At 74.8% G+C, this 18031-nt stretch carries 16 protein-coding genes and 1 riboswitch; of the genes, 8 read left to right on the top strand and 8 right to left on the bottom strand.

Going from position 1 to position 18031, the window contains the following annotated elements; genetic code table 11:
- Nucleotides 1-2: 2 nt before the first annotated feature.
- From ACWF41_RS15980 to ACWF41_RS15990, 3 genes are all read right to left on the bottom strand, one after another.
- Entirely contained in the window at nt 3-2717 is a 2715-nt protein-coding gene (locus tag ACWF41_RS15980; protein ID WP_380320960.1) for a choice-of-anchor J domain-containing protein, read from the bottom strand.
- A gap of 104 nt (nt 2718-2821) precedes the next feature.
- Nucleotides 2822-2980 carry a hypothetical protein gene (locus ACWF41_RS15985; protein WP_380320957.1) on the bottom strand — a complete coding sequence of 53 codons (159 nt, stop codon included), beginning with the start codon at nt 2978-2980 and terminating at the stop codon, nt 2822-2824.
- Nucleotides 2981-3092: 112 nt separating this feature from the next.
- On the bottom strand, nt 3093-6029 hold the full coding sequence (locus tag ACWF41_RS15990; protein WP_380320954.1) for a helix-turn-helix transcriptional regulator: 2937 nt from the start codon (nt 6027-6029) through the stop codon (nt 3093-3095).
- A 110-nt stretch (nt 6030-6139) separates the two neighbouring features.
- Here ACWF41_RS15990 and ACWF41_RS15995 point away from each other — a divergent pair, with 110 nt between their 5' ends.
- The 3 genes from ACWF41_RS15995 (at nt 6140) to ACWF41_RS16005 (ending at nt 8025) form a co-directional block, all read left to right on the top strand.
- Complete coding sequence (locus tag ACWF41_RS15995) at nt 6140-6901, top strand: class I SAM-dependent methyltransferase (protein WP_380320951.1); 762 nt, start codon at nt 6140-6142, stop codon at nt 6899-6901.
- A gap of 132 nt (nt 6902-7033) precedes the next feature.
- Nucleotides 7034-7330, top strand: coding sequence for a type II toxin-antitoxin system VapB family antitoxin (locus ACWF41_RS16000; protein ID WP_380320948.1), 297 nt, complete (start codon nt 7034-7036; stop codon nt 7328-7330).
- A 50-nt stretch (nt 7331-7380) separates the two neighbouring features.
- Complete coding sequence (locus ACWF41_RS16005; protein ID WP_380320945.1) at nt 7381-8025, top strand: LytR C-terminal domain-containing protein; 645 nt, start codon at nt 7381-7383, stop codon at nt 8023-8025.
- A 22-nt stretch (nt 8026-8047) separates the two neighbouring features.
- Here the strand turns inward: ACWF41_RS16005 and ACWF41_RS16010 are convergent, their stop codons facing one another.
- The 3 genes from ACWF41_RS16010 to ACWF41_RS16020 form a co-directional block, all read right to left on the bottom strand.
- Nucleotides 8048-9352 (bottom strand): uracil-xanthine permease family protein, encoded by a 1305-nt coding sequence (locus tag ACWF41_RS16010; protein WP_380320942.1) that lies wholly within the window; start codon nt 9350-9352, stop codon nt 8048-8050.
- A 120-nt stretch (nt 9353-9472) separates the two neighbouring features.
- Nucleotides 9473-10396, bottom strand: coding sequence for an LLM class F420-dependent oxidoreductase (locus tag ACWF41_RS16015; protein WP_380320939.1), 924 nt, complete (start codon nt 10394-10396; stop codon nt 9473-9475).
- Between the two features lie 63 nt (nt 10397-10459).
- A complete protein-coding gene (locus tag ACWF41_RS16020) occupies nt 10460-11110 on the bottom strand; it encodes a mycothiol-dependent nitroreductase Rv2466c family protein (RefSeq protein WP_380320936.1) in 651 nt (216 codons plus the stop codon).
- 48 nt (nt 11111-11158) lie between these two features.
- Between ACWF41_RS16020 and ACWF41_RS16025 the strand changes: the two genes are divergently transcribed.
- The 3 genes from ACWF41_RS16025 to ACWF41_RS16035 all read left to right on the top strand — a co-directional run bounded on the left by ACWF41_RS16025 (nt 11159) and on the right by ACWF41_RS16035 (nt 13474).
- The gene (locus ACWF41_RS16025) at nt 11159-11413 is read left to right on the top strand and encodes a hypothetical protein (protein WP_380320933.1); all 255 of its coding nucleotides are present in this window, start codon (nt 11159-11161) and stop codon (nt 11411-11413) included.
- Nucleotides 11414-11499: 86 nt separating this feature from the next.
- The gene (locus ACWF41_RS16030) at nt 11500-12402 is read left to right on the top strand and encodes a TetR/AcrR family transcriptional regulator (RefSeq protein WP_380320930.1); all 903 of its coding nucleotides are present in this window, start codon (nt 11500-11502) and stop codon (nt 12400-12402) included.
- Between the two features lie 93 nt (nt 12403-12495).
- Nucleotides 12496-12636: riboswitch (FMN riboswitch) on the top strand.
- A 127-nt stretch (nt 12637-12763) separates the two neighbouring features.
- Complete coding sequence (locus ACWF41_RS16035) at nt 12764-13474, top strand: nicotinamide mononucleotide transporter family protein (RefSeq protein WP_380320927.1); 711 nt, start codon at nt 12764-12766, stop codon at nt 13472-13474.
- A gap of 29 nt (nt 13475-13503) precedes the next feature.
- Here the strand turns inward: ACWF41_RS16035 and ACWF41_RS16040 are convergent, their stop codons facing one another.
- Nucleotides 13504-15021 (bottom strand): HNH endonuclease signature motif containing protein, encoded by a 1518-nt coding sequence (locus ACWF41_RS16040; protein WP_380320924.1) that lies wholly within the window; start codon nt 15019-15021, stop codon nt 13504-13506.
- Nucleotides 15022-15354: 333 nt separating this feature from the next.
- Between ACWF41_RS16040 and ACWF41_RS16045 the strand changes: the two genes are divergently transcribed.
- Entirely contained in the window at nt 15355-16041 is a 687-nt protein-coding gene (locus tag ACWF41_RS16045) for a GOLPH3/VPS74 family protein (protein WP_380320921.1), read from the top strand.
- Between the two features lie 4 nt (nt 16042-16045).
- Nucleotides 16046-16609, top strand: coding sequence for a histidine phosphatase family protein (locus tag ACWF41_RS16050; protein ID WP_380320919.1), 564 nt, complete (start codon nt 16046-16048; stop codon nt 16607-16609).
- A gap of 69 nt (nt 16610-16678) precedes the next feature.
- Here the strand turns inward: ACWF41_RS16050 and ACWF41_RS16055 are convergent, their stop codons facing one another.
- The gene (locus ACWF41_RS16055; RefSeq protein WP_380322179.1) at nt 16679-17923 is read right to left on the bottom strand and encodes an acyl-CoA dehydrogenase family protein; all 1245 of its coding nucleotides are present in this window, start codon (nt 17921-17923) and stop codon (nt 16679-16681) included.
- Nucleotides 17924-18031 lie beyond the last annotated feature (108 nt).

An 18031-nucleotide genomic window follows, 5' to 3' on the forward strand; every position in this document is an offset into this window, starting at 1 on the left:
CCTCAGCAGCCGGTCTCGGTCAGCGTGATGTCGTGCACCGTGGCGCGGCCCCCGAGGCGCACCTCGCCGGAGCCGGGCGCAAACCCGTCCCGTCCGGCGGTCCACGTCACGGGGTTGTCCGCGCGGTCGAGCCAGCGCAGGTAGCGGCCGTCCTCCCCGGTGACCTGGGCCCACCGGCCGGACCGGGTGCTCAGGGCGAGGGTGACGCGGTCGAGGGACACGACGTCGCCCTCGCACGTGCGCCCGGACACGGTGCCGCTGAGCGGCACCCATGAGCGGGGCGCGGTCGTCTCCATCGCGACGGTGGGGCGGGCGACGTCGTAGGGCGTGTCCTCCAGGAGGCGCACCTCCGCGAGGTGGCGCCCCGGCTGCCCCGCCGACGTGGCGTCCAGGCCGGTGCGCACGGTGACCGTCTCGCCGGGCTGCACGGTGACGGCGCCGCCGTCGAGCACCAGCCACGACGCAGCGGGCGAGGAGTCGACGCACGGCCCGTAGCCGGGCAGGGTCTCGACGCCGCGAGTCGGGTACCGCACGGACATGCCGCCCACGCGGACGACGCCGCACGCCAGCCCGCCCCGGGACACCGTGTCGCCGGCGGAGGCGAGCGTGGTCCACGTGTCGGACGCCGGGCGGTACGCCCAGGTGAGCCGGGTGGCGGCGCCTCCCGACGTCCCGCCGGTGACGACGACGCCCTCCCCGGCGGGGACCGCACCCGCGCCCTGGAAGGCGCGCGGGGCCTTCGCGACGGGGGTCCACCGGTCGGTGGACGGCTCGTACACGTAGGCCGAGCGGGTGTCCTGGCCGTCGGCCGTGCGCCCGCCCGCGCAGAAGACCCGCCCGTCCACGCCGGCGCACGCCGGGAAGGACACGGCCTCGGGATAGTCGGCGACGCGGGTGTACTCGTCGAGGGTGGCGTCGTAGGCCACGACGTCCGTGTGGCTGCAGCTCGCGGCGTCGCACCCGCCGACGGCGTACACGAAGCCGTTCAGCAGGGCCGTGCCCGCCGCGGCGCGCGGCGCCGGGCTGTCCGCGCCCGACGTCCACGCGTCGGCGGCCGGGTCGTAGAGGAGGGCGGCCGCCGGGACGCCCTTGCGGTTGTTCGAGTAGCCGCCGACGGCGACGAAGCGCCCGTCGACGAACGCGCCGGACGCGTTCTCCCGGCCGCCTCCGGGCATCGGCGCGATCTCGGACCACACCCGCGTCGTCATGTCGAGGGCGAACGAGCGGCCGGTGGTCCCGGTGGTGCTCGCCCCGCCGAACGAGTACACGGTCCCGTCGTGCAGGCCCGCGGCGTTGTCCATGATCGAGATCGGGTAGTCGGGCACCGCCTCCCACACGGCCGCGGGGTCGGCGTCCTGCGAGCCGCGCGCTACGGGGTAGGTCGGCGTGCCGAACGTCCCGTCCGGCTGACGGAGCGCGAAGCCGCGGTCGCGGGGCACGAGCCGGAACGTGGCGGGCGCCGTGCCGGTGTTGGTGACGTCGACCGAGGCCTCCCCCGAGGAGCCCACGCCGACGGCGGCCGCCAGGTCCTTCCCGGCGAGCTCCAGCCGGCCGGCGTCCAGCGCCACGTCCGCGCGGACCACCGTGCCGGGAACCACGGTGGTCTCCGCCTCCGACGCGCGGTACTCGGGCTTGGTCGCGGTCACGGTCGTCGGTCCGGGACGCCGGGAGAACGCCGCGAAGTACCCCGCGCCGTCGTCGGCGCCGTCGTCCGTGTCGCTGCCGGCGCCCGTGATCACGGGGCGGCGGACGCCGTCCACCACGACCTGCGCGCCGTCGGCCCTCGCCCCCGTGACGGCATCGTGGACCTCACCGACGACGAGCCCGCCGTCCACCGGCGCGCACGACGCGTCGGAGACGGTCACGTCGTCGACCTTCCACCACCAGTCGGAGTCGCCGAGGGAGTAGCGCCACCGCACGCGCACGTCGTCCTTCCCGGCAGCCTGCGGGAGGCCGACCGTGACATGGCGCGGCCCCCGGAAGTCCATGAGGCGCTTGCGCCAGACGTTCGCCCACGTCTGCCCGCCGTCCACGGACAGGTCGACGTCGGCCGTCTCCAGGCCGGTCACACGGAAGTCCGTCGCGAACCGCACCCGCGGCGCGGAGACGCCGCGGAGGTCCAGCGCCGGCGACACCAGCGACGTGTCCTGCTTGCCGCCGCGCCCCCAGCTCAGGCTGTCGATGACGGCGAACCCCCCTCCGCCACCCGTGTCGTTGCCCCGCCGCCCGGGGTCGTCGAACTCCCAGACCTGGCCCAGCCCGGCATGGTCGCGCACCTCCCAGCCGGGCGGGAGCGCGCCGTCCTCGAACTGCTCGTCGAGGGCCGTGTAGCCGAGCGCCCTGCACGCGGCGGCGTCGACCGGCACGTCGACGTCGAGCGACGAGGCACCCGCCGCGACCTGGACGGTCCGCGACGGGTAGCCCGGGTCGACCGGGTCGACGGTGACGCTTCGGTCGCCGGTGCCGGACGCAGACAGCGCGTACGCGCCGGTCGCCGGGTCGGTGTACGCCACCGCCCCCGGGTCGCCGTCGACGGAGACCCGGGCGTACAGGGGCCACCCGTGCCCCGAGCCGTCGCGCACCGTCCCCGACAGCGCGGCCTCGTCCGCCGCGGCCGCCGGGGCGACCACCGCCGCGGTGCCGGCCAGCGCCGCCACCACGGCGAGCGCTCCTGCCGCACGCCAGCGCCCTCCTGGGGGCAGTCCGTTCCCACTCATGCGCCTACCTCCTGTGTCCGCGGGTTCGTGCCGGTCCTGTCGTCCCCGACCGTGTGCGTCGGGGACAGTCGATCGGGATCGTCGATCGGGGTCGTGTCGCGCGGTCATGCCGGGAACCACCCGTCCGGGACGTCCGGCTCCGCCGGCTCGTCCGCGGGTGCGTGCGCCCCGGGGGCCTCAGGGGCCTCAGGGGCCACGTCCGCGGCGGGGCGCTCGGCCTCCGTGCCGGGCAGGTCGTGGTCGAGCGGGGCGGACGACGGCATGCGGCTCTCCGGGACGTGCGACGTGGCGGGCGCCGGGCACGGCCCGACACCTCGAGGTCGTCCCGAGTCTCGGCGCGGGGCACCCGGCGTCGCTATGGGGAGAAACCCGCATCTATCGCGGGAGGACGTCCCCGGCGTGCGGTGGGACCTGCCCGGCGGGTCGCAGGTCGGCGTCGAACAGCTGACGCGCCAGGCCGGCGCGCGACCCCGCGCCGAGCTTTCTCTTCGCGGCGCTCACGTGCTTCTCGACGGTCTTCGCCGACAGGTACAGCTCGCGCGCGATCTCCTCGTTGGTCCGCCCCTCGGCGACGAGCGCCGCGACCTCCCGCTCCCGGGGCGACAGGTCGTCGCCGTACCCGCGCCGCCCACCCCGGTGGCGCCCGGGGACGGGCACGCCCACCCTCCGGGCCGTGCGCGCCGCGCGCGCCTCGTCCCACGCGGCGCCCAGCTCCGCGTACGCGGCGAGGGCGGAGCGCAGCCGCGCCTGCGCCTCGGCGTGCTCGCCGGCCCGTTCCAGGCAGGCAGCCGCGGACTCGGCCGCCTGCGCCGCCTCGTACCGGCACCCGGCCGCAGCGTAGTGCTCCGCGGCGGCGACGAGGTGACCTGCCGCGGCCGCCCAGTCGTGCGAGGCGGCGGCCACGTGCCCCTCCGCGTGCCGCAGCGCGGGGGCCGCGAGGGGCGCGTCGAGGTCCCGGACGGCCGCCGCGACCCGGGACACGACGGCCTCTGCCTCGTCCTCGCGCCCGGACCGCACCAGTGCCTCCACCAGCGGCGGCACGACCCGCAGGGCCGGGGCCGGCAGCCCGTGCGCCTCCGCCCCCTCGAGGACCGCCGTGCCGAGCCGGACCGCCTCGTCCGTCGCGTCGCGGGCCGTGTGCAGACGGACCAGCGCCGCCGCCGGGACCGGGAGGAGGACGTAGATCCCGGCGTCGTCGACGGGAGCGGTCACCTCCTCCAGGCGCCGTCGCGCGTCGTCCAGGTCCCCGCGCGCCAGCGCGAGGCACCCCGCGACGGCGTCGAGCGACGCCCGCAGGTGCGGGTGCTCGGCGAGCTCGTCGACGAGCTCCTGCACGCGGTCCGCGAGCCCGTCCCACGACCCGGTGCAGTAGTCGAGGACCGCCGCGGCACGCCGCACGCGGAGCTCGAGCTTGCGGCTGCCGCAGCGGGCGGCACCGTCGAGCGCACCCCGCACGAGGGACGCCGCCGTCTCGTGGTGACCCGCGTAGCAGGCCTCGATGGCCACCGACTCGCACGCCTTGACCGCGCGGCGGGTGGCGGGCTCCCCGGCGGTCTCCTCCACGATGCGGCGGACGAGCGGCGCCCAGGCCGGGTCCCCCATCGGCGCCAGCACCATGGCCGCCTTCCCCCGCAGGAAGACACGGAAGTCTGGGTCGGCGAGCGTCGGGACGATCTGCATCGACCGGTGCAGCCAGTCGCGCAGCTCGGCCACGGGGACGTCGCGCACCGTGGGGATGCCCAGCGCGATCATCGCCCACGCCCGCAGGTCCGGCCGGTCCTCGAGCTCCTCGACCGCCTGCGCGTACATCTGCCGCCGCGCCACCGGGTCGCCGCCGCGCTGCTCCAGGTGCGTGCCGACGAGGAACCGCAGCTCGCCGCGCACGCCGGCGGGGACCCCGGCGTCGAGCACGTCGGCGAGGAGCTGCGCCACGTCGTGGCCGGCGTCGAGCGACTCGGTCGCCGCCCGCGCCAGCTTGACCGCGAGCCGCCCGCGGTCCTGCGCGTCGAGCGGCGCGTGCCGCAGCACGTCCTCGAGCAGGCGGCACGCCTGCGAGTCGTGGTGCAGCTCGACCGCCTTGTCGGCCGCACGCTCGGCCGCCTGCACCCACGCCTGCGCGGCGCCCGCGTGCCGCAGGTGGAACGCGACCTGACCCAGGGGCCGGGGCTCGAGGTCCTGCAGCACCGCACCGGCCCGCGCATGCAGCAGGCGCCGCCGCGAGGCGGGCGTCGCCTCGTACACCGCCTGCGCCGCCAGGACGTGCCGGAAGCCCGGGCGTGCGTCGTCGTCCGCCAGGATGCCGGCGGAGACCGCCTCGTCGAGGCCGTCGAGGACGTCGCCCTCGGAGCCGCCCGCGGTCGCCACCAGCACTTCGAGCGGCTGCGGCTCCTGCAGCACCGCGGCGGCCTCGACCACCGCCCGGGCCGCCCCGGACATACGACCGACCCGCTCCAGCACCGCGTCGCGGATCCGCCGCGGCACGTCGAGCTCGTCCAGCGCCCGGCGCACCCACGCCGACCCGTGCCGGACCAGCGTGCCGCGCTCCTGCATCAGCGCCAGGAGCTCCTCCACCGCCAACGGAAGCCCCGACGTCCGCTCCCACAGGTACCCGACGAACTCGTCCGAGAGCCCGTCGAAGTCCAGGATCCGCGCCGCCATCGCCCGCGTCTCGCCCGCGCTCAGCGGCTGCAGGTCCACGTGAGCGCGCGCGACGGCGGGCGGCGCGGCGTCCGCGAACGCCCGGTACCGGGCGGGCACGTCCTCGTCGCGGTACGTCACCACGAGCGTGAGGCCGGGCGGCGGGTCCGCCGCGAGGTGGCCGAGGAACTCGACGGTCTGCCCGTCGGCCCAGTGCAGGTCCTCCACCACCAGCAGCACGGGCCCGAGCGCCGCCACGACGTCGACGAGCCCTCGGAAGACCCGGTGCCGCTCCGCCAGCGGGTCCGCCAACGGCTCCGGCAGCGGGGGCAAGGAGTCCGCCAGCTCCGGGAGGAGGGGCCGCAGCGCGCCGGCGACGGGCGAGAGGTCCAGCTCAGTGAGCGCGGCGCGGTGACGCAGCAGCCCCTGGACGACCGGGCCCAGCGGGAAGGGGTCGCCGATGCGGCGGCACGCGCCGACGATCTCCGGGCGGCCCGCCTCCGCGTGCCGGGCCCGCAGCTCCGCGACCAGTCGGGTCTTCCCGATCCCGGGCTCGCCGGTCACGACCGCGACCGCTGGGGCTCCGGACAGCGCGGCCGCCAGGACCTGCAGCTCGTCGTCCCGCCCGACGAGGCCGGTGGACCCACCCCGCGTCCCCACCACGGTGTCCGTCATCGGTGATCGCGGTCCCCTCGTCGAGAAGGCTCGGCGGGCGCAGGCCGTCCGGCGCTCGAAGTGGACAAATCATGGCACGGCCGTGCCGGACAGGTTGCAGGATGGGAGGCATGGACCGCACGTTCGACGAGCTCGTCGCCGAGGCAGACTCCGCACCGATGTCCGGCTGGGACTTCTCCTGGTTGGAGGGCCGCGCCACGGAGGAGCGCCCGAGCTGGGGCTACTCCCGCCTGCTGCACGAGCGGCTCGCCACGGTCGACGCGGCGCTCGACCTGCAGACGGGAGGCGGCGAGGTGCTCGGCTCCGCCCCCGCGCTCCCCCGCCTGCTCGTCGCCACCGAGGGCTGGCCGCCGAACGTCGCCGCCGCGACCGCGCTGCTGCACCCGCGCGGCGTCGCCGTCGTCGCGCACGACGACGACTCCCCGCTGCCGTTCGGCGACGCGGCGTTCGACCTCGTGACGAGCCGCCACCCCGTGGTGCCCCGCTGGGCCGAGATCGCCCGCGTGCTGCGGCCGGGCGGCACGTACCTGGCGCAGCACGTGGGGCCCGCCAGCGTCTTCGAGCTGGTCGAGTTCTTCCTCGGCCCGCTGCCCGAGGACGTGCGACGCGGCCGCGACCCGCAGGACGAGGTGGCGGCGGCCGGCGCGGCTGGTCTCGAGCTGGTCGACCTGCGGGCCGAGCGGCTGCGGATCGAGTTCCACGACGTCGGCGCCGTCGTGTGGTTCCTCCGCAAGGTGGTGTGGATGGTGCCGGGCTTCACCGTCGACGCCTACCTGCCGGAGCTGCGCGCCCTCCACGAGCGGATCGCCGCGGACGGCCCGTTCGTCGCCCACTCGGCGCGCCACCTGCTGGAGCTCCACCGCCCCGACTGACCGCCCGGGCCACGTCGTCGCAGGCCAGCGCCCCGGCCCGCGGTGCCGTCGTGATGGGATCGTGACGACATCGTGTCCGTATCGCGAGGCAACGAGCCGGCCGGCGACGGAGCCGCCCCTACGATGGCAGCCATGATCTTCAAGGCCGTGGGGGACGGCCGTCCCTACCCCGACCACGGACACGTGACCGCCAAGGACTGGGTGGACGTGCCGCCGCGCCAGGTGCGCCTCGACGAGCTCGTGACCACCAAGCGCACGCTCGACCTCGACCACCTGCTCGCCGAGGACTCGACGTTCTTCGGCGACCTCTTCGCGCACGTCGTCGAGTACCAGGGCGTCCTGTACCTCGAGGACGGCCTCCACCGCGCCGTCCGCGCCGCGCTGCAGCAGCGGCCCGTGCTGCACGCCCGCGTCCTCGTGCTCCGTTGAGCCGCCACGCGCCCACGAACATTCCCCCGAACTCAGGTACTTTTCTTCGCGTGACAACACCTGCCCCAGACCCGGTCCGCGAGACGCGCCGCAAGCGCGAGCACGAGCGGCAGGCCGTCGTCTTCGGGGTCCTCATCGTGTTCATGCTGGTTGCCGGGCTGGCAGCCCTCGCGATGTACACGGGCGCGTTCAGCTCGCCGTTCTCGCGCCCCATCTACACGCCCGTCGCCGAGGCGGTCCAGCCGGAGCCCTGCCTGCCGCAGGTCAAGGGCCAGCCCGACGGCGCCCTCCCCGTGCCGTACTCGAACGTCAAGGTGCGGGTCTACAACGCCGCCGACGGCAGCGAGCCCCTCGCGGGGGCGAACGCCGACGCGCTCTCCGACCGCGGCTTCGACGTCATCGCGAGCGGCGACTGGCAGGCCGAGAAGATCCAGCAGTCCGAGGTCCGGTTCGGCCGCAAGGGCATCACCCGCGCGTACACGCTCGCCGCCCAGTACCCCGACGTCCGGCTCGTGCTCGACGACCGGAAGGGCGACGCCGTCGACCTGCTCGTCGGCGAGCAGTACAGCCCCCCGCTGAGCGAGGACCGCGTGCTGCTCTCCGCCGACACCCCCATGGAGGACGTGGAGGGCTGCATGCCCGCTGACGAGATCACGCCCATCCCCCAGGTGGTCGTGACCAAGAAGAAGGGCTGACCACCCGGGGGACGCGGCCCCGTCAGTCGACGGGCGCCGGCTCCGGCGTCGAGGCCGGCGAGGCCGGCTCCTGGCTGGTCCCACGCCAGCGGGCGATCGCCCGCATGCCGTGGTAGATCACCAGCGCGGACGCCGTGCCGAGGGCGATGCCCTCGAACGACAGGTCGCCCACGACCCACGTGAAGTTCGCGATGCCGACGATGAGCGGGACGGCCGCTGTGGTGAGGTTCACCGGGTTGCCGAAGTCCACCTTGGCCTGCACCCAGATGCGCGCGCCGAGGATGCCGATCATCCCGTAGAGCATCGTGGTCGCCCCGCCCAGCACGCCGTCCGGGATGGTGGCGATCAGCTCCCCGAACTTGGGCGACATCGACAGCAGCAGCGCGGTCACCGCGGCTACCCAGTACGCCGCAGTCGAGTACACGCGCGTGGCGGCCATGACGCCGATGTTCTCGGCGTACGTCGTGGTGCCCGAGCCGCCGCCGACGCCCGCGAGCGTGGTCGCGACGCCGTCCGCGAACAGCGCCCGGCCCGCGACGCCGTCGAGGTTCTTGCCGGTCATGGCGGCGACCGACTTCACGTGACCCACGTTCTCCGCGATCAGCACCAGCACCACGGGGATGAAGAGGCCGAGCACCGAGACGTCGAACGACGGCGTGACGAAGTGCGGGAAGCCGAGCCAGTCCGCCTTCCTGACGTCCGTGAAGTCGACCTCACCCTGGAGCAGCGCGGCGACGTAGCCGACCAGCACGCCGACCAGGATCGACAGCCGCCCGAGGATGCCCTTGAACAGCACCGTCACGAGGATGATCGCGGCCAGGGTGATCACCGCGGTGACCGGCGCCTTCTGGAAGTTGCCCCACGCGGCCGGGGCCAGGTTGAGGCCGATGAGCGCCACGATCGTGCCCGTCACGATCGGCGGCATGACGACGTCGATCCACCGGGCGCCGGCGAAGTGCACCAGCACACCGACCGCGGCCAGCACGAGGCCGGTCACGAGGATGCCGCCCACCGCCACGGACTGCCCGTGCGACGCCGTCGCCGCCACGATCGGGGCGATGAACGCGAAGCTGGACCCCAGGTAGCTGGGCAGCCGGTTGCGCGTGATCAGCAGGAACAGCGCCGTGCCGATCGCCGAGAAGAACAGCGTCGTCGCGGGAGAGAAGTCCGTCATCAGCGGCACGATGAACGTGGAACCGAACATGGCCACCACGTGCTGCATGCCGATGCCGATGGTGCGCGGCCAGCTCAACCGCTCGTCGGGGGCGACGACGTCGCCGGGTCCGACGTGCTTCCCGTCGCCGTGCTTGGTCCAGCCGAGGGTCATGGTGCTCCGTCCGTCGGGCCCTGAGGCGGGCCGCCGTGCTCACTCTGGATGCTCGACAGTGAACGTCCGGTGAAGATTGCCGCCGCACAGCGTACTGGGCGCGAGGGTCGGGGGTCGGTGTCAGAGCTGCGTCGCGACCTCGCGTGCCACGAGGTCCAGGTGGTCGAGGTCGTGCAGGTCCAGCGTCTGCAGGTACACGCGCTGCACGCCCTGGTCGCGCAGGGAACCGAGGAGGTCCACGGCCTCGGAGACCGTGCCCGCGACGCCGTGCTCGCGCAGCTCGGCCGGCTCGCGGCCGATCGCCGCGGCCCGGCGCGCGAACTCCGCCTCGTCCTTGCCGACGGCCAGCACGAGGGCCACGGACTGCACGATCGAGTCCGGGGTACGGCCGGCCTCGGCAAGCGCCTCGTTGATGACGCCGATGCGCGGCGCCACCGTGTCGAGCTCGGGGAACGCCTGGTTGTACTCGTCGCCGAACCGCGCGGCGAGCGCCGGGGTCCGGCGGGGACCACCGCCGCCCACGATGACGGGGATCTTGGCCTGCGCCGGCTTCGGCAGCGCCGGGGAGTCGGTGAGCGTGTAGTGCTCGCCCGAGAAGGAGTACGAGCCACCCACCGGCGTGCCCCACAGCCCGGTGAGGATCTCGAGCTGCTCCTCCAGCAGGCCGAACCGCTTCGCCGGGAACGGGATGCCGTACGCCTCGTGTTCGCGCGCGAACCAGCCGGCACCCAGGCCGATCTCCACGCGGCCGCCGGACATCTGGTCCACCTGCGCCACCTGGATCGCCAGCACGCCCGGGTGCCGGAACGTGGCCGACGTGACCAGGGTGCCGAGCCGCACCGTCGACGTGTCGCGGGCCAGGCCGGCCAGGGTCGTCCACGCGTCGGTGGGCCCCGGCAGGCCGTCGCCGCCCATCGCCAGGTAGTGGTCGGAGCGGAAGAACGCGCTGAAGCCGAGCGTCTCGGTCGCCTTCGCGACGGCGAGCAGGTCGTCGTACGACGCGCCCTGCTGGGGCTCGGTGAAGACACGCAGGTCGAGGGTCATGGTTCGCCTCTCGGGTGGAGCGGGGGTCTGGGAGGAGCGGGGGGCCGGCGCGGCGCCGGACGGTCAGTCGAAGGTCGGCGAGGAGGTGCGCGAGCGCTTCAGCTCGAAGAAGTCGGGGAACGACGCCAGCGCGACCGCGCCGTCGAAGATCCGCACCGCGTCCTCGCCGCGCGGGATGCGCGTGAGCACCGGACCGAAGAACGCCACGCCGTCGACGTGGATCGTGGGCGTACCGACGTCCTCGCCCACGGGCTTCATGCCCTCCTCGTGCGAGACGGCGAGGGCCGCGTCGTAGGCGTCCGACGACGCGGCGTCGGCCAGCTCGGCGGGCAGCCCGGCCTCCGCGAGCGCCTCGCGCGCGACGGCGTCGAGGTCGGACCGGCCGCCGGGATGGATCCGCGTGCCGGCCGCCGTGTAGAAGGCGCTGAACGCCTCCGGGCCGTGCTCGGTCTGGACGGCGGCGGCGACGCGGCCGATGCCGCGTGACCCATCGATCTTGGCTCGGTAGTCCGCCGGCAGGTCCCGGCCCGCGTTGAGCAGGTACAGGCTCATGAGCCGGAACGTGAGGCGCACGTCGCGGTGCTCCGCGACCTCGAGCGCCCACCGGGAGGTGATCCACGCGAAGGGACACAGCGGGTCGACGTAGACGTCGACGACCGGCGCGGTCGAGGAGGTGGGCGTGGTCTCAGGCGCGGTGGTGGTCCCGGAAGTCACGCCCGCCACCCTACCCAGGCGGCGAGGGCGGCGCGGTAGCCTCACCCCGTGCGCAGGGTGCGGTGGTCGAGCGTCTGGACGGTCTTCGGCGCGTGCGCCGTCGCCGTCGCCATGCTCTCGATCGTGCTCCGCGGGCGGATGTGGGCCTGGATCCCGTTCATCATCGCCGCCGCCGTAGCCGTCCGCGAGATCCGCTACCTGCAGCGCACGCGCCGCCCCGCGGACGCCGGGTTCGACGAGCCGCGGCGCGGGGCACCGGAGCGTGACGAGCCCGGGCCCGGACCCGACGCGCGACGCCGCTGAGCCCGACCGATCAGGCGCCCCACACAGGGTCCCCGCCGGGCGGACGCCAGCAGGTGCGGGCCCTCGGCCGGAGTAACCTCCGTGGCATGACCGCCGTCCGGACGCACACCCACGCCCAGGCCGTCGACGCCGCGATCGACCTCTTCTCCCGGCAGGGCTACGAGCAGACCACCGTCGAGGAGATCGCCGACGCGGCCCGCGTCAGCCGTGCCACCTTCTTCCGCCGCTTCCGCTCCAAGGAGGACGTGGTCTTCGCCGACCACGAGCTGCTCCTCGAGGAAGTCGTGGTGATGCTCGCCGAGACCCGGCCCGAGGCCCGCGCCAGCGAGGAGTCCGGGCGTGCGCCCGAGCGTGCGTGGGACCCCACGACCGATCCGTACCTCGAGGTCTGCCGGGCCGCCCGCCTCGTGTTCGACCACCACGTGGGGCAGCGCGAGACGTCGATCGCCCGCCACCAGCTGCTGCAGCAGGTGCCGGCGCTGCGCGACCGGGAGCTCGTCACGACGCACCGCTACGAGCGCGCCTTCACCGCGTACCTGCGCGACACCCTCCCCCCGGACCGTTCCACCACGACGATGTCGATCGCGTTCGCCGCGTCCGTCGTCGCGGTGCACAACGCCATCCTGCGGCGCTGGCTGCGCAACCCTCACCTGGACCTGCGCCCCGAGCTGGAGGAGGCCTTCGCCGACCTCCGACGCGCTGCGATCGCCCCCTTCCCGCACACCGACGACCAGCTCGCTGCCGCGACCGAGGTCCCGGTGACCGACGACAACGGCGCCCGAGCAGGTCGTGCCGACCGCGACGCCCCCGACGGCGACGGCGCCGACGCTGCCGGAACGGGTGTCGACCGTGCCGACCGTGCCGACCATGCCGACCGTGGCCGTACGACGACCACGGGCACCGACGGCCGACGTGTCGTCGTCACCGTGTTGGAGCCGGGTGCGGGGCCGGACGACGTGGCCCGCGCCGTCCGCGACGCCCTCTTGTGACCGCGCGCCTCTGACCGCACGCTGGAATGCGCCTGTGGCATCCTGCGTTGTGCAGGACGCCGCCGGGACCTCCGGCGGTAGACAACACGCACGTACGTGCTCCGGGGTCGGTGAAATTCCGAGCCGGCGGTGACAGCCCGCGACCCGGCCTCCTCTGCTCTACGCAGGTGGGGCCGGCTGACCTGGTGAGATTCCAGGGCCGACGGTCAAAGTCCGGATGGGAGGAAGCACGTGCGGCACGCGCCCGGTCACGGGTGGGTGCCGCCGGGCGTCGTGTCGTCGACGGCGGGCCCCGGGCCCGGCCTCGGCGGCCGTCAGCCCTCACCCCGGACGCCGCACCCTCGGACCGGGAGAGTGAACGATGGACGCGATCGACGCGTTCTTCAACGCCACGCTGACCATCGGCGACCAGCACATGTCGTGGCGCGAGATCGTCGGCAACGGCTTCGGCCTGGCGTCCGCGCTGGGCGGCATGCGCCGCAAGGTGTGGGCCTGGCCCGTCGGCATCGTCGGGAACCTGCTCCTGTTCACGGTGTTCATGGGCTCGTGGTTCGGCGACTCCAGCCGTGCGGACATGCTCGGCCAGGCGGGCCGCCAGGTGATGTTCCTGATCGTGTCGGTCTACGGCTGGGTGCAGTGGCGACGGACCCAGCGCGCGGCACTCGACGTCCGCGCGGACGGTCGGATCCCCGCCGACGGCGGCACCGCGGTGCACCCCCACTGGGCGTCCTGGCGGGAGCGCGTCGGGATCGTGGTCGTGATGGTGGGCGGCACCCTCCTGCTCACCCCGCTGTTCCGCGCGCTCGGCTCGTACGAGCCGGTGTGGTCGGACGCCTGGATCTTCATGGGATCCCTGATCGCCACGTACGGCATGGCCAAGGGCTGGGTCGAGTTCTGGCTGGTCTGGGTGGCGGTGGACCTCGTGGGCGTGCCGCTGCTCTGGTCGGCGCAGTACTACGCGACCGCCCTGATGTACGTGTTCTACGGCGCGTTCACGCTGACGGGCTTCTTCGTCTGGTGGCGCGTGAACCGTCGCGAGAAGGCCGGCGCGGACTCGACGATCGCGGCCTGAGCCCCGGGGCGCGCGGCCCGGCACGCCGGTCACGTCGCCCCCCGCGGGCAGGCGACGATCGGCCGGCCATGCCGGTCGCGAAACACCCATCCGGCCTCCGGGGTGCCCGCACGCCCACCTGGTGCGGGCTCCGCGTCCCATCGCATGGTGATGCCCCGAGAGTCGACGACATCGTGGTGGTGCCAGCACAGCAGGGCCGCGTTCTCGACGGAGGTCCGCCCGCCGTCCACCCAGTGCGTGACGGCATGGTGCACCTCGCACCGTTGCGGCGGCTCGTCACAGCCCGGCCACGAGCAGTGACGGTCGCGGGCGATCACGGCGCGCCGCAACTGCCCCGTGACGGTGCGCCGCGACCGCCCGACGTCCAGCACCGTCGAGTCCGCACCGAACACCACCCGGGTCACCTCGCTGTCGCAGGCCAGGCGGCGCAGCAAGGAGGGCGGCAGCGGTGCGTCATGGTCGGGGAACGTCGGGAGCGAGTCCTGCTCGGGGCCGGCAAGCCGCCGCGGGTCGATCCCGGCGGGCGTGCCCGCGGTCGCGCCGCCCTCGCCGGCCCGGGTCACGACGAGACCGTCGGCCCCGTCCGCACCGCGAACCTCACGGGCCAGCGCCTGCAGCTCGGTGAACGACACCGAGACCTGGAGGTGCGGGCGCACGGACGCCCCGGAACCGACCGCCGCATTGTCGAGGGCGATGCGCGCGAGGTCCGCGAGGCCCTGCCCGCGCCGCTGGGTGGGCGTCCGCGGGTCGTCGGCCGCCGGACGTCCGACCACCGCGTCGAGCGCCGCGCGCACCGCCTGGCCGTGCTCCAGCGTGAGGAACCCGGCGACGTGGTAGCCGTCCCAGGTGGGCGAGACCTCCAGGAACTCCTTCTCCCGCGCCCGGGCGTACCCGCGCTCGTCCGACTCCGGGTCCGCGACGTGCGCGAACCGCTTCACGAGACGGCGGAACTGCCCCGCCGACCGGCGATCGGCGAGCGAGACGAGCAGCTCCTCCCCCGTGGGGCCGGCCGGGACGCCCGGCACCGGCCCTGGCTCCTCCGGGGCATCAGCCTCCGGCGACGGCTGGACGACGGCGGCCGCAAGCGCTGCGCGTCGTGCCTCGGACGTGGGCGCGACGTCGACCATCGCGCGCACGTGGTCGGCGCCGATCTCCCCGGCCAGGGCCGCCGACGCCGTCGCGGGGAGCACGTCGCGCAGGGTGCGTGTCGTCCGCACGTCCCGGTGGGCGGTGGCCGGGGACACCCCCTCGGCGAGGGCGAGCCAATGGGCGAAGGAGCGCGCGCCGTCGACCGCCCACCACCCCTCGCCCTCCACCACGGGCAGGACGCGCAGGCGTGCGGCGTCGAGGCGCTGCCCGAGCGCGCGCAGCGTCCGGGAGACGTCCGCGGCCGAGCGACCGTCGAGCTCGCCGAGCCCGCCCTCCAGTACCGCCGCCGCGAGGCGGTCCACGCCCGCCGCGACGAGCACCAGGGCCGACGTGACGTCGTCGGCGCCCGACCTGGGCGCGGGAAGCGTCGCGTCGGCACGATCCAGCACGTCGATCATCGGTCCCCCTCCCCTCCGTCCGCCACGTGCCGGGTCGTTCGCCCGGCACGGACGACGCTATCGAACGCATGTTCGAAGAATGAAGGGCTCGTGCCGCGCCGCCGCCGTCCACAGGCAGCCCGCAGCGTCCGCGCGGTGCGCCGCCGTCGGGCGCCCTCTGCCTGTTCGCTCAGAGCGAACCTGCCCGCGGGCAAGGACACGGACTAGGGACCGCGCCCGGCGCCCGGCGTCCGGTGGTCACGAGTGCCGACGGATCGTCGATCCCCGCGCCACTCTCGCGCTCTGCACCCCGCACCCTGGACTCTCCGCGCCCCGGTCCGCGAGGATCGACGGGTGATCATCGCGGAGGACCTGCTGCTGCTCGCGTACGACGACGCCTCGGGCCGACCGCGGCTCGACCGCCTGCAGCTGGACTACCGACTGGCCGGCGCCCTGCTCGTCGAGCTCGCCCTGGACGGCCGGGTCGAGGTCACCACGACCGCGGGCGCGGACGCCGCCGGCCGGCGGGTGGGGGCAGGCCGGGTCACCGTGCTCGACGCGTCCCCCACGGGGCACCCGGCGCTCGACCACGCCCTGGCCTTCGCGCAGACCCGGCCCCGCACGCCGAAGAGCCTCGTCGCGCCGCTGGCCAAGGGGCTGCGCACGCAGCTGCTGACCGGGCTCGCGGAGCGCGGGGTGCTGCGGCGCGAGGACGAGACGGTCTTCTGGGTCTTCCCGACGACGTCCTGGCCCGCCGCCGACGCCACCCACGAGACGCAGCTGCGCGCGACGTGCCGCGACGTGCTGCTCGGCGGCCGCGACCCCGACGCCCGGACCGCAGCGCTGCTCGCGATGGCGAACGGCTCCCCGCTGGTCCGCGGGCTCGTCCCGCCCCAGGACCGGCGACGGGCGGAGGCGCGCGCGAAGGAGCTCGCCTCGCGGAGCTGGGCGAGCGCCGCGGTGAAGAAGGCCGTGGACGAGGTCCAGGCGGCCGTGATGGTCGCGGTCATGATCCCTGCCATGACCGCCACGACGACCTGACGCCGTGGAGCAGGTCGCGGCACGGGCCACAGCACGGGCCACGGCACGGGCCACGGTCCGCGTCACCGTCGTCCGGCACGCGGCGCCCGCCGTCTCCGGCTCCGCGCCACCGGGCGCCTGGCCGCTCTCCCCCGCCGGCCGCGCGGCGGCCCGTGCCGTCTGCCTGCCGACCGGCACGCCCGCCGTCGCGAGCGACGAGCGCAAGGCGGTCGAGACGCTGGCCCTCGCGCTCGGCGTCGCCGACGTCCCCATGGACCCGAGGTTCGGGGAGGTCCGGCGCCCACCCGAGCCCGTGGCACCGGGCTTCCGTGCGGCCCGCCGCGCCTGGGTCGAGGGCGCCCTCGACGACCGGCACGACGGGTGGGAGACGCCGGACGCCGCGGCGCGCCGGTTCGGCGACGCCGTGCGGGAGCACGCCGCCGGGCGCGACCTCGTCGTCGCGACGCACGGCATGGTCCTCACCGCGTGGATGGTCGCGCTCGGCCGTGTGCCCAGCGGGCCGCCCGCGGGCGTGTTCTGGGCCCGGCTCGGGCTCCCCGACGTCGTCCCCGTGGACCTGGACCTCTGACACCACCGGGGACGACGACGGGGACCCGCGCGGTGGCGCGGGTCCCCGTCGTGCTCAACAGGTGGAGGCTCAGGCGAAGGCGGAGACCCCGGTGATGTCGCGGCCGACGATGAGCGCCTGCATCGACTCGGTGCCCTCGTAGGTGTGCAGCGCCTCGAGGTCGGCGAAGTGCCGCGCAACGCGGTTGCCGAGCAGGATGCCGTTGCCGCCCAGCATGTCGCGGGCGATGGACGCGACCTCGCGCGCCTGACGCGTCGTCGTGTACTTGGCGAGGGACGCCTGCTCGCCGGTCAGGGTGCCGGCGTCGGCGAGGCGCGTGATCTGCGCGACGAGCAGCTGCATCTGCGTGACCAGCGACAGCATGCGGGTGAGCCGCTCCTGCACCATCTGGTTCTTGGCCAGCGGTCGGCCGAACTGGATGCGCTGGGTCGCGTACGCGGCGGCCGCCTCGTAGCAGGCGACGGCGTGCCCGACGGCGGACCAGGCCACCGCGAGGCGTGTCGCGAACAGGACGGCGGCGGTCGCCTTGAACGACGTCGCGCCGGGCAGCGCCGCGCTCGCGGGGACGAACACGTCGTTGAGCACGATGTGCGCCTGCCAGATGGCGCGGAGCGAGACCTTGCCCTCGATGGTCGTGGCGGTGTAGCCGGGCGCGTCCTGGGGGACGATGAAGCCGTGCACCTGGTTGTCGCCGTCGTCCCCGACGAGGCGGGCCCACACGACGGTGATGTCGCCGCAGGAGCCGAAGCCGATCCACTTCTTCTCGCCGTCGAGGACGTATCCCTCGACGCCGTCGCGAGTCTCCTTGCGGGCGGTGGTCTCGAGCGAGACGGAGTCCGAGCCGTGTGTGGGCTCGGTGAGCGCGAACGCGCCGAGGATCTCCCCGCGCGCCATCGGCTCGGCGTAGGTCGCGACCTGCTCGGGCGAGCCGTGCATGACGATCGACCGCAGCGCGAGGCCGCCCTGGACGCCGCAGATCGTGGCGACGGAGCCGTCGCCGCGCGACATCTCCATGCTCGCCAGGCCCTCGGCCATGAACGAGATCTTCGGGCGGCCGTCGACGTCGACGCCGTCGCGCAGGAGGTCGCGCTCGGCGAGCTTCTTCACGAGGTCGAACGGCACCTCGGCGCGCTCCCAGTAGCCGTCGATGACGGGGAGCACCTCGTCCTGGACGAACTCGCGGACGGCGAGCTGGTGGGCGCGCTCCTCGGGCTTGACGTCGGCGAAGGCGCCGACGTAGTCGAGGTCGAGCGGCTGCGAGACGTCGTAGTCGGGGGCGGTCACGCCGGGCATGACGGGGGCGGTGCGGGTCATCGACGACCTCTCTCTGCGCGGGGGTCCGGCGTTCCGGGCCCGGAGAAGGAGGGCCGACGCCGCCACGAGGCTGGTGGTGTGGCGACGCCGACCTGCTCCCATCGTCAC

Source organism: Isoptericola sp. NPDC055063 (assembly GCF_053608125.1).

Excerpts from the sequence above, each read along its gene's own strand:
- ACWF41_RS16035 (WP_380320927.1), top strand. The coding sequence starts at position 12,764 with ATGGACGCGATCGACGCGTTCTTCAACGCCACGCTGACCATCGGCGAC.
- ACWF41_RS16010 (WP_380320942.1), bottom strand. The coding sequence starts at position 9,352 with ATGACCCTCGGCTGGACCAAGCACGGCGACGGGAAGCACGTCGGACCC.
- ACWF41_RS15985 (WP_380320957.1), bottom strand. The coding sequence starts at position 2,980 with ATGCCGTCGTCCGCCCCGCTCGACCACGACCTGCCCGGCACGGAGGCC.
- ACWF41_RS16055 (WP_380322179.1), bottom strand. The coding sequence starts at position 17,923 with ATGACCCGCACCGCCCCCGTCATGCCCGGCGTGACCGCCCCCGACTAC.
- ACWF41_RS16030 (WP_380320930.1), top strand. The coding sequence starts at position 11,500 with ATGACCGCCGTCCGGACGCACACCCACGCCCAGGCCGTCGACGCCGCG.
- ACWF41_RS15995 (WP_380320951.1), top strand. The coding sequence starts at position 6,140 with ATGGACCGCACGTTCGACGAGCTCGTCGCCGAGGCAGACTCCGCACCG.
- ACWF41_RS16040 (WP_380320924.1), bottom strand. The coding sequence starts at position 15,021 with ATGATCGACGTGCTGGATCGTGCCGACGCGACGCTTCCCGCGCCCAGG.
- ACWF41_RS16015 (WP_380320939.1), bottom strand. The coding sequence starts at position 10,396 with ATGACCCTCGACCTGCGTGTCTTCACCGAGCCCCAGCAGGGCGCGTCG.
- ACWF41_RS15990 (WP_380320954.1), bottom strand. The coding sequence starts at position 6,029 with ATGACGGACACCGTGGTGGGGACGCGGGGTGGGTCCACCGGCCTCGTC.
- ACWF41_RS15980 (WP_380320960.1), bottom strand. The coding sequence starts at position 2,717 with ATGAGTGGGAACGGACTGCCCCCAGGAGGGCGCTGGCGTGCGGCAGGA.
- ACWF41_RS16000 (WP_380320948.1), top strand. The coding sequence starts at position 7,034 with ATGATCTTCAAGGCCGTGGGGGACGGCCGTCCCTACCCCGACCACGGA.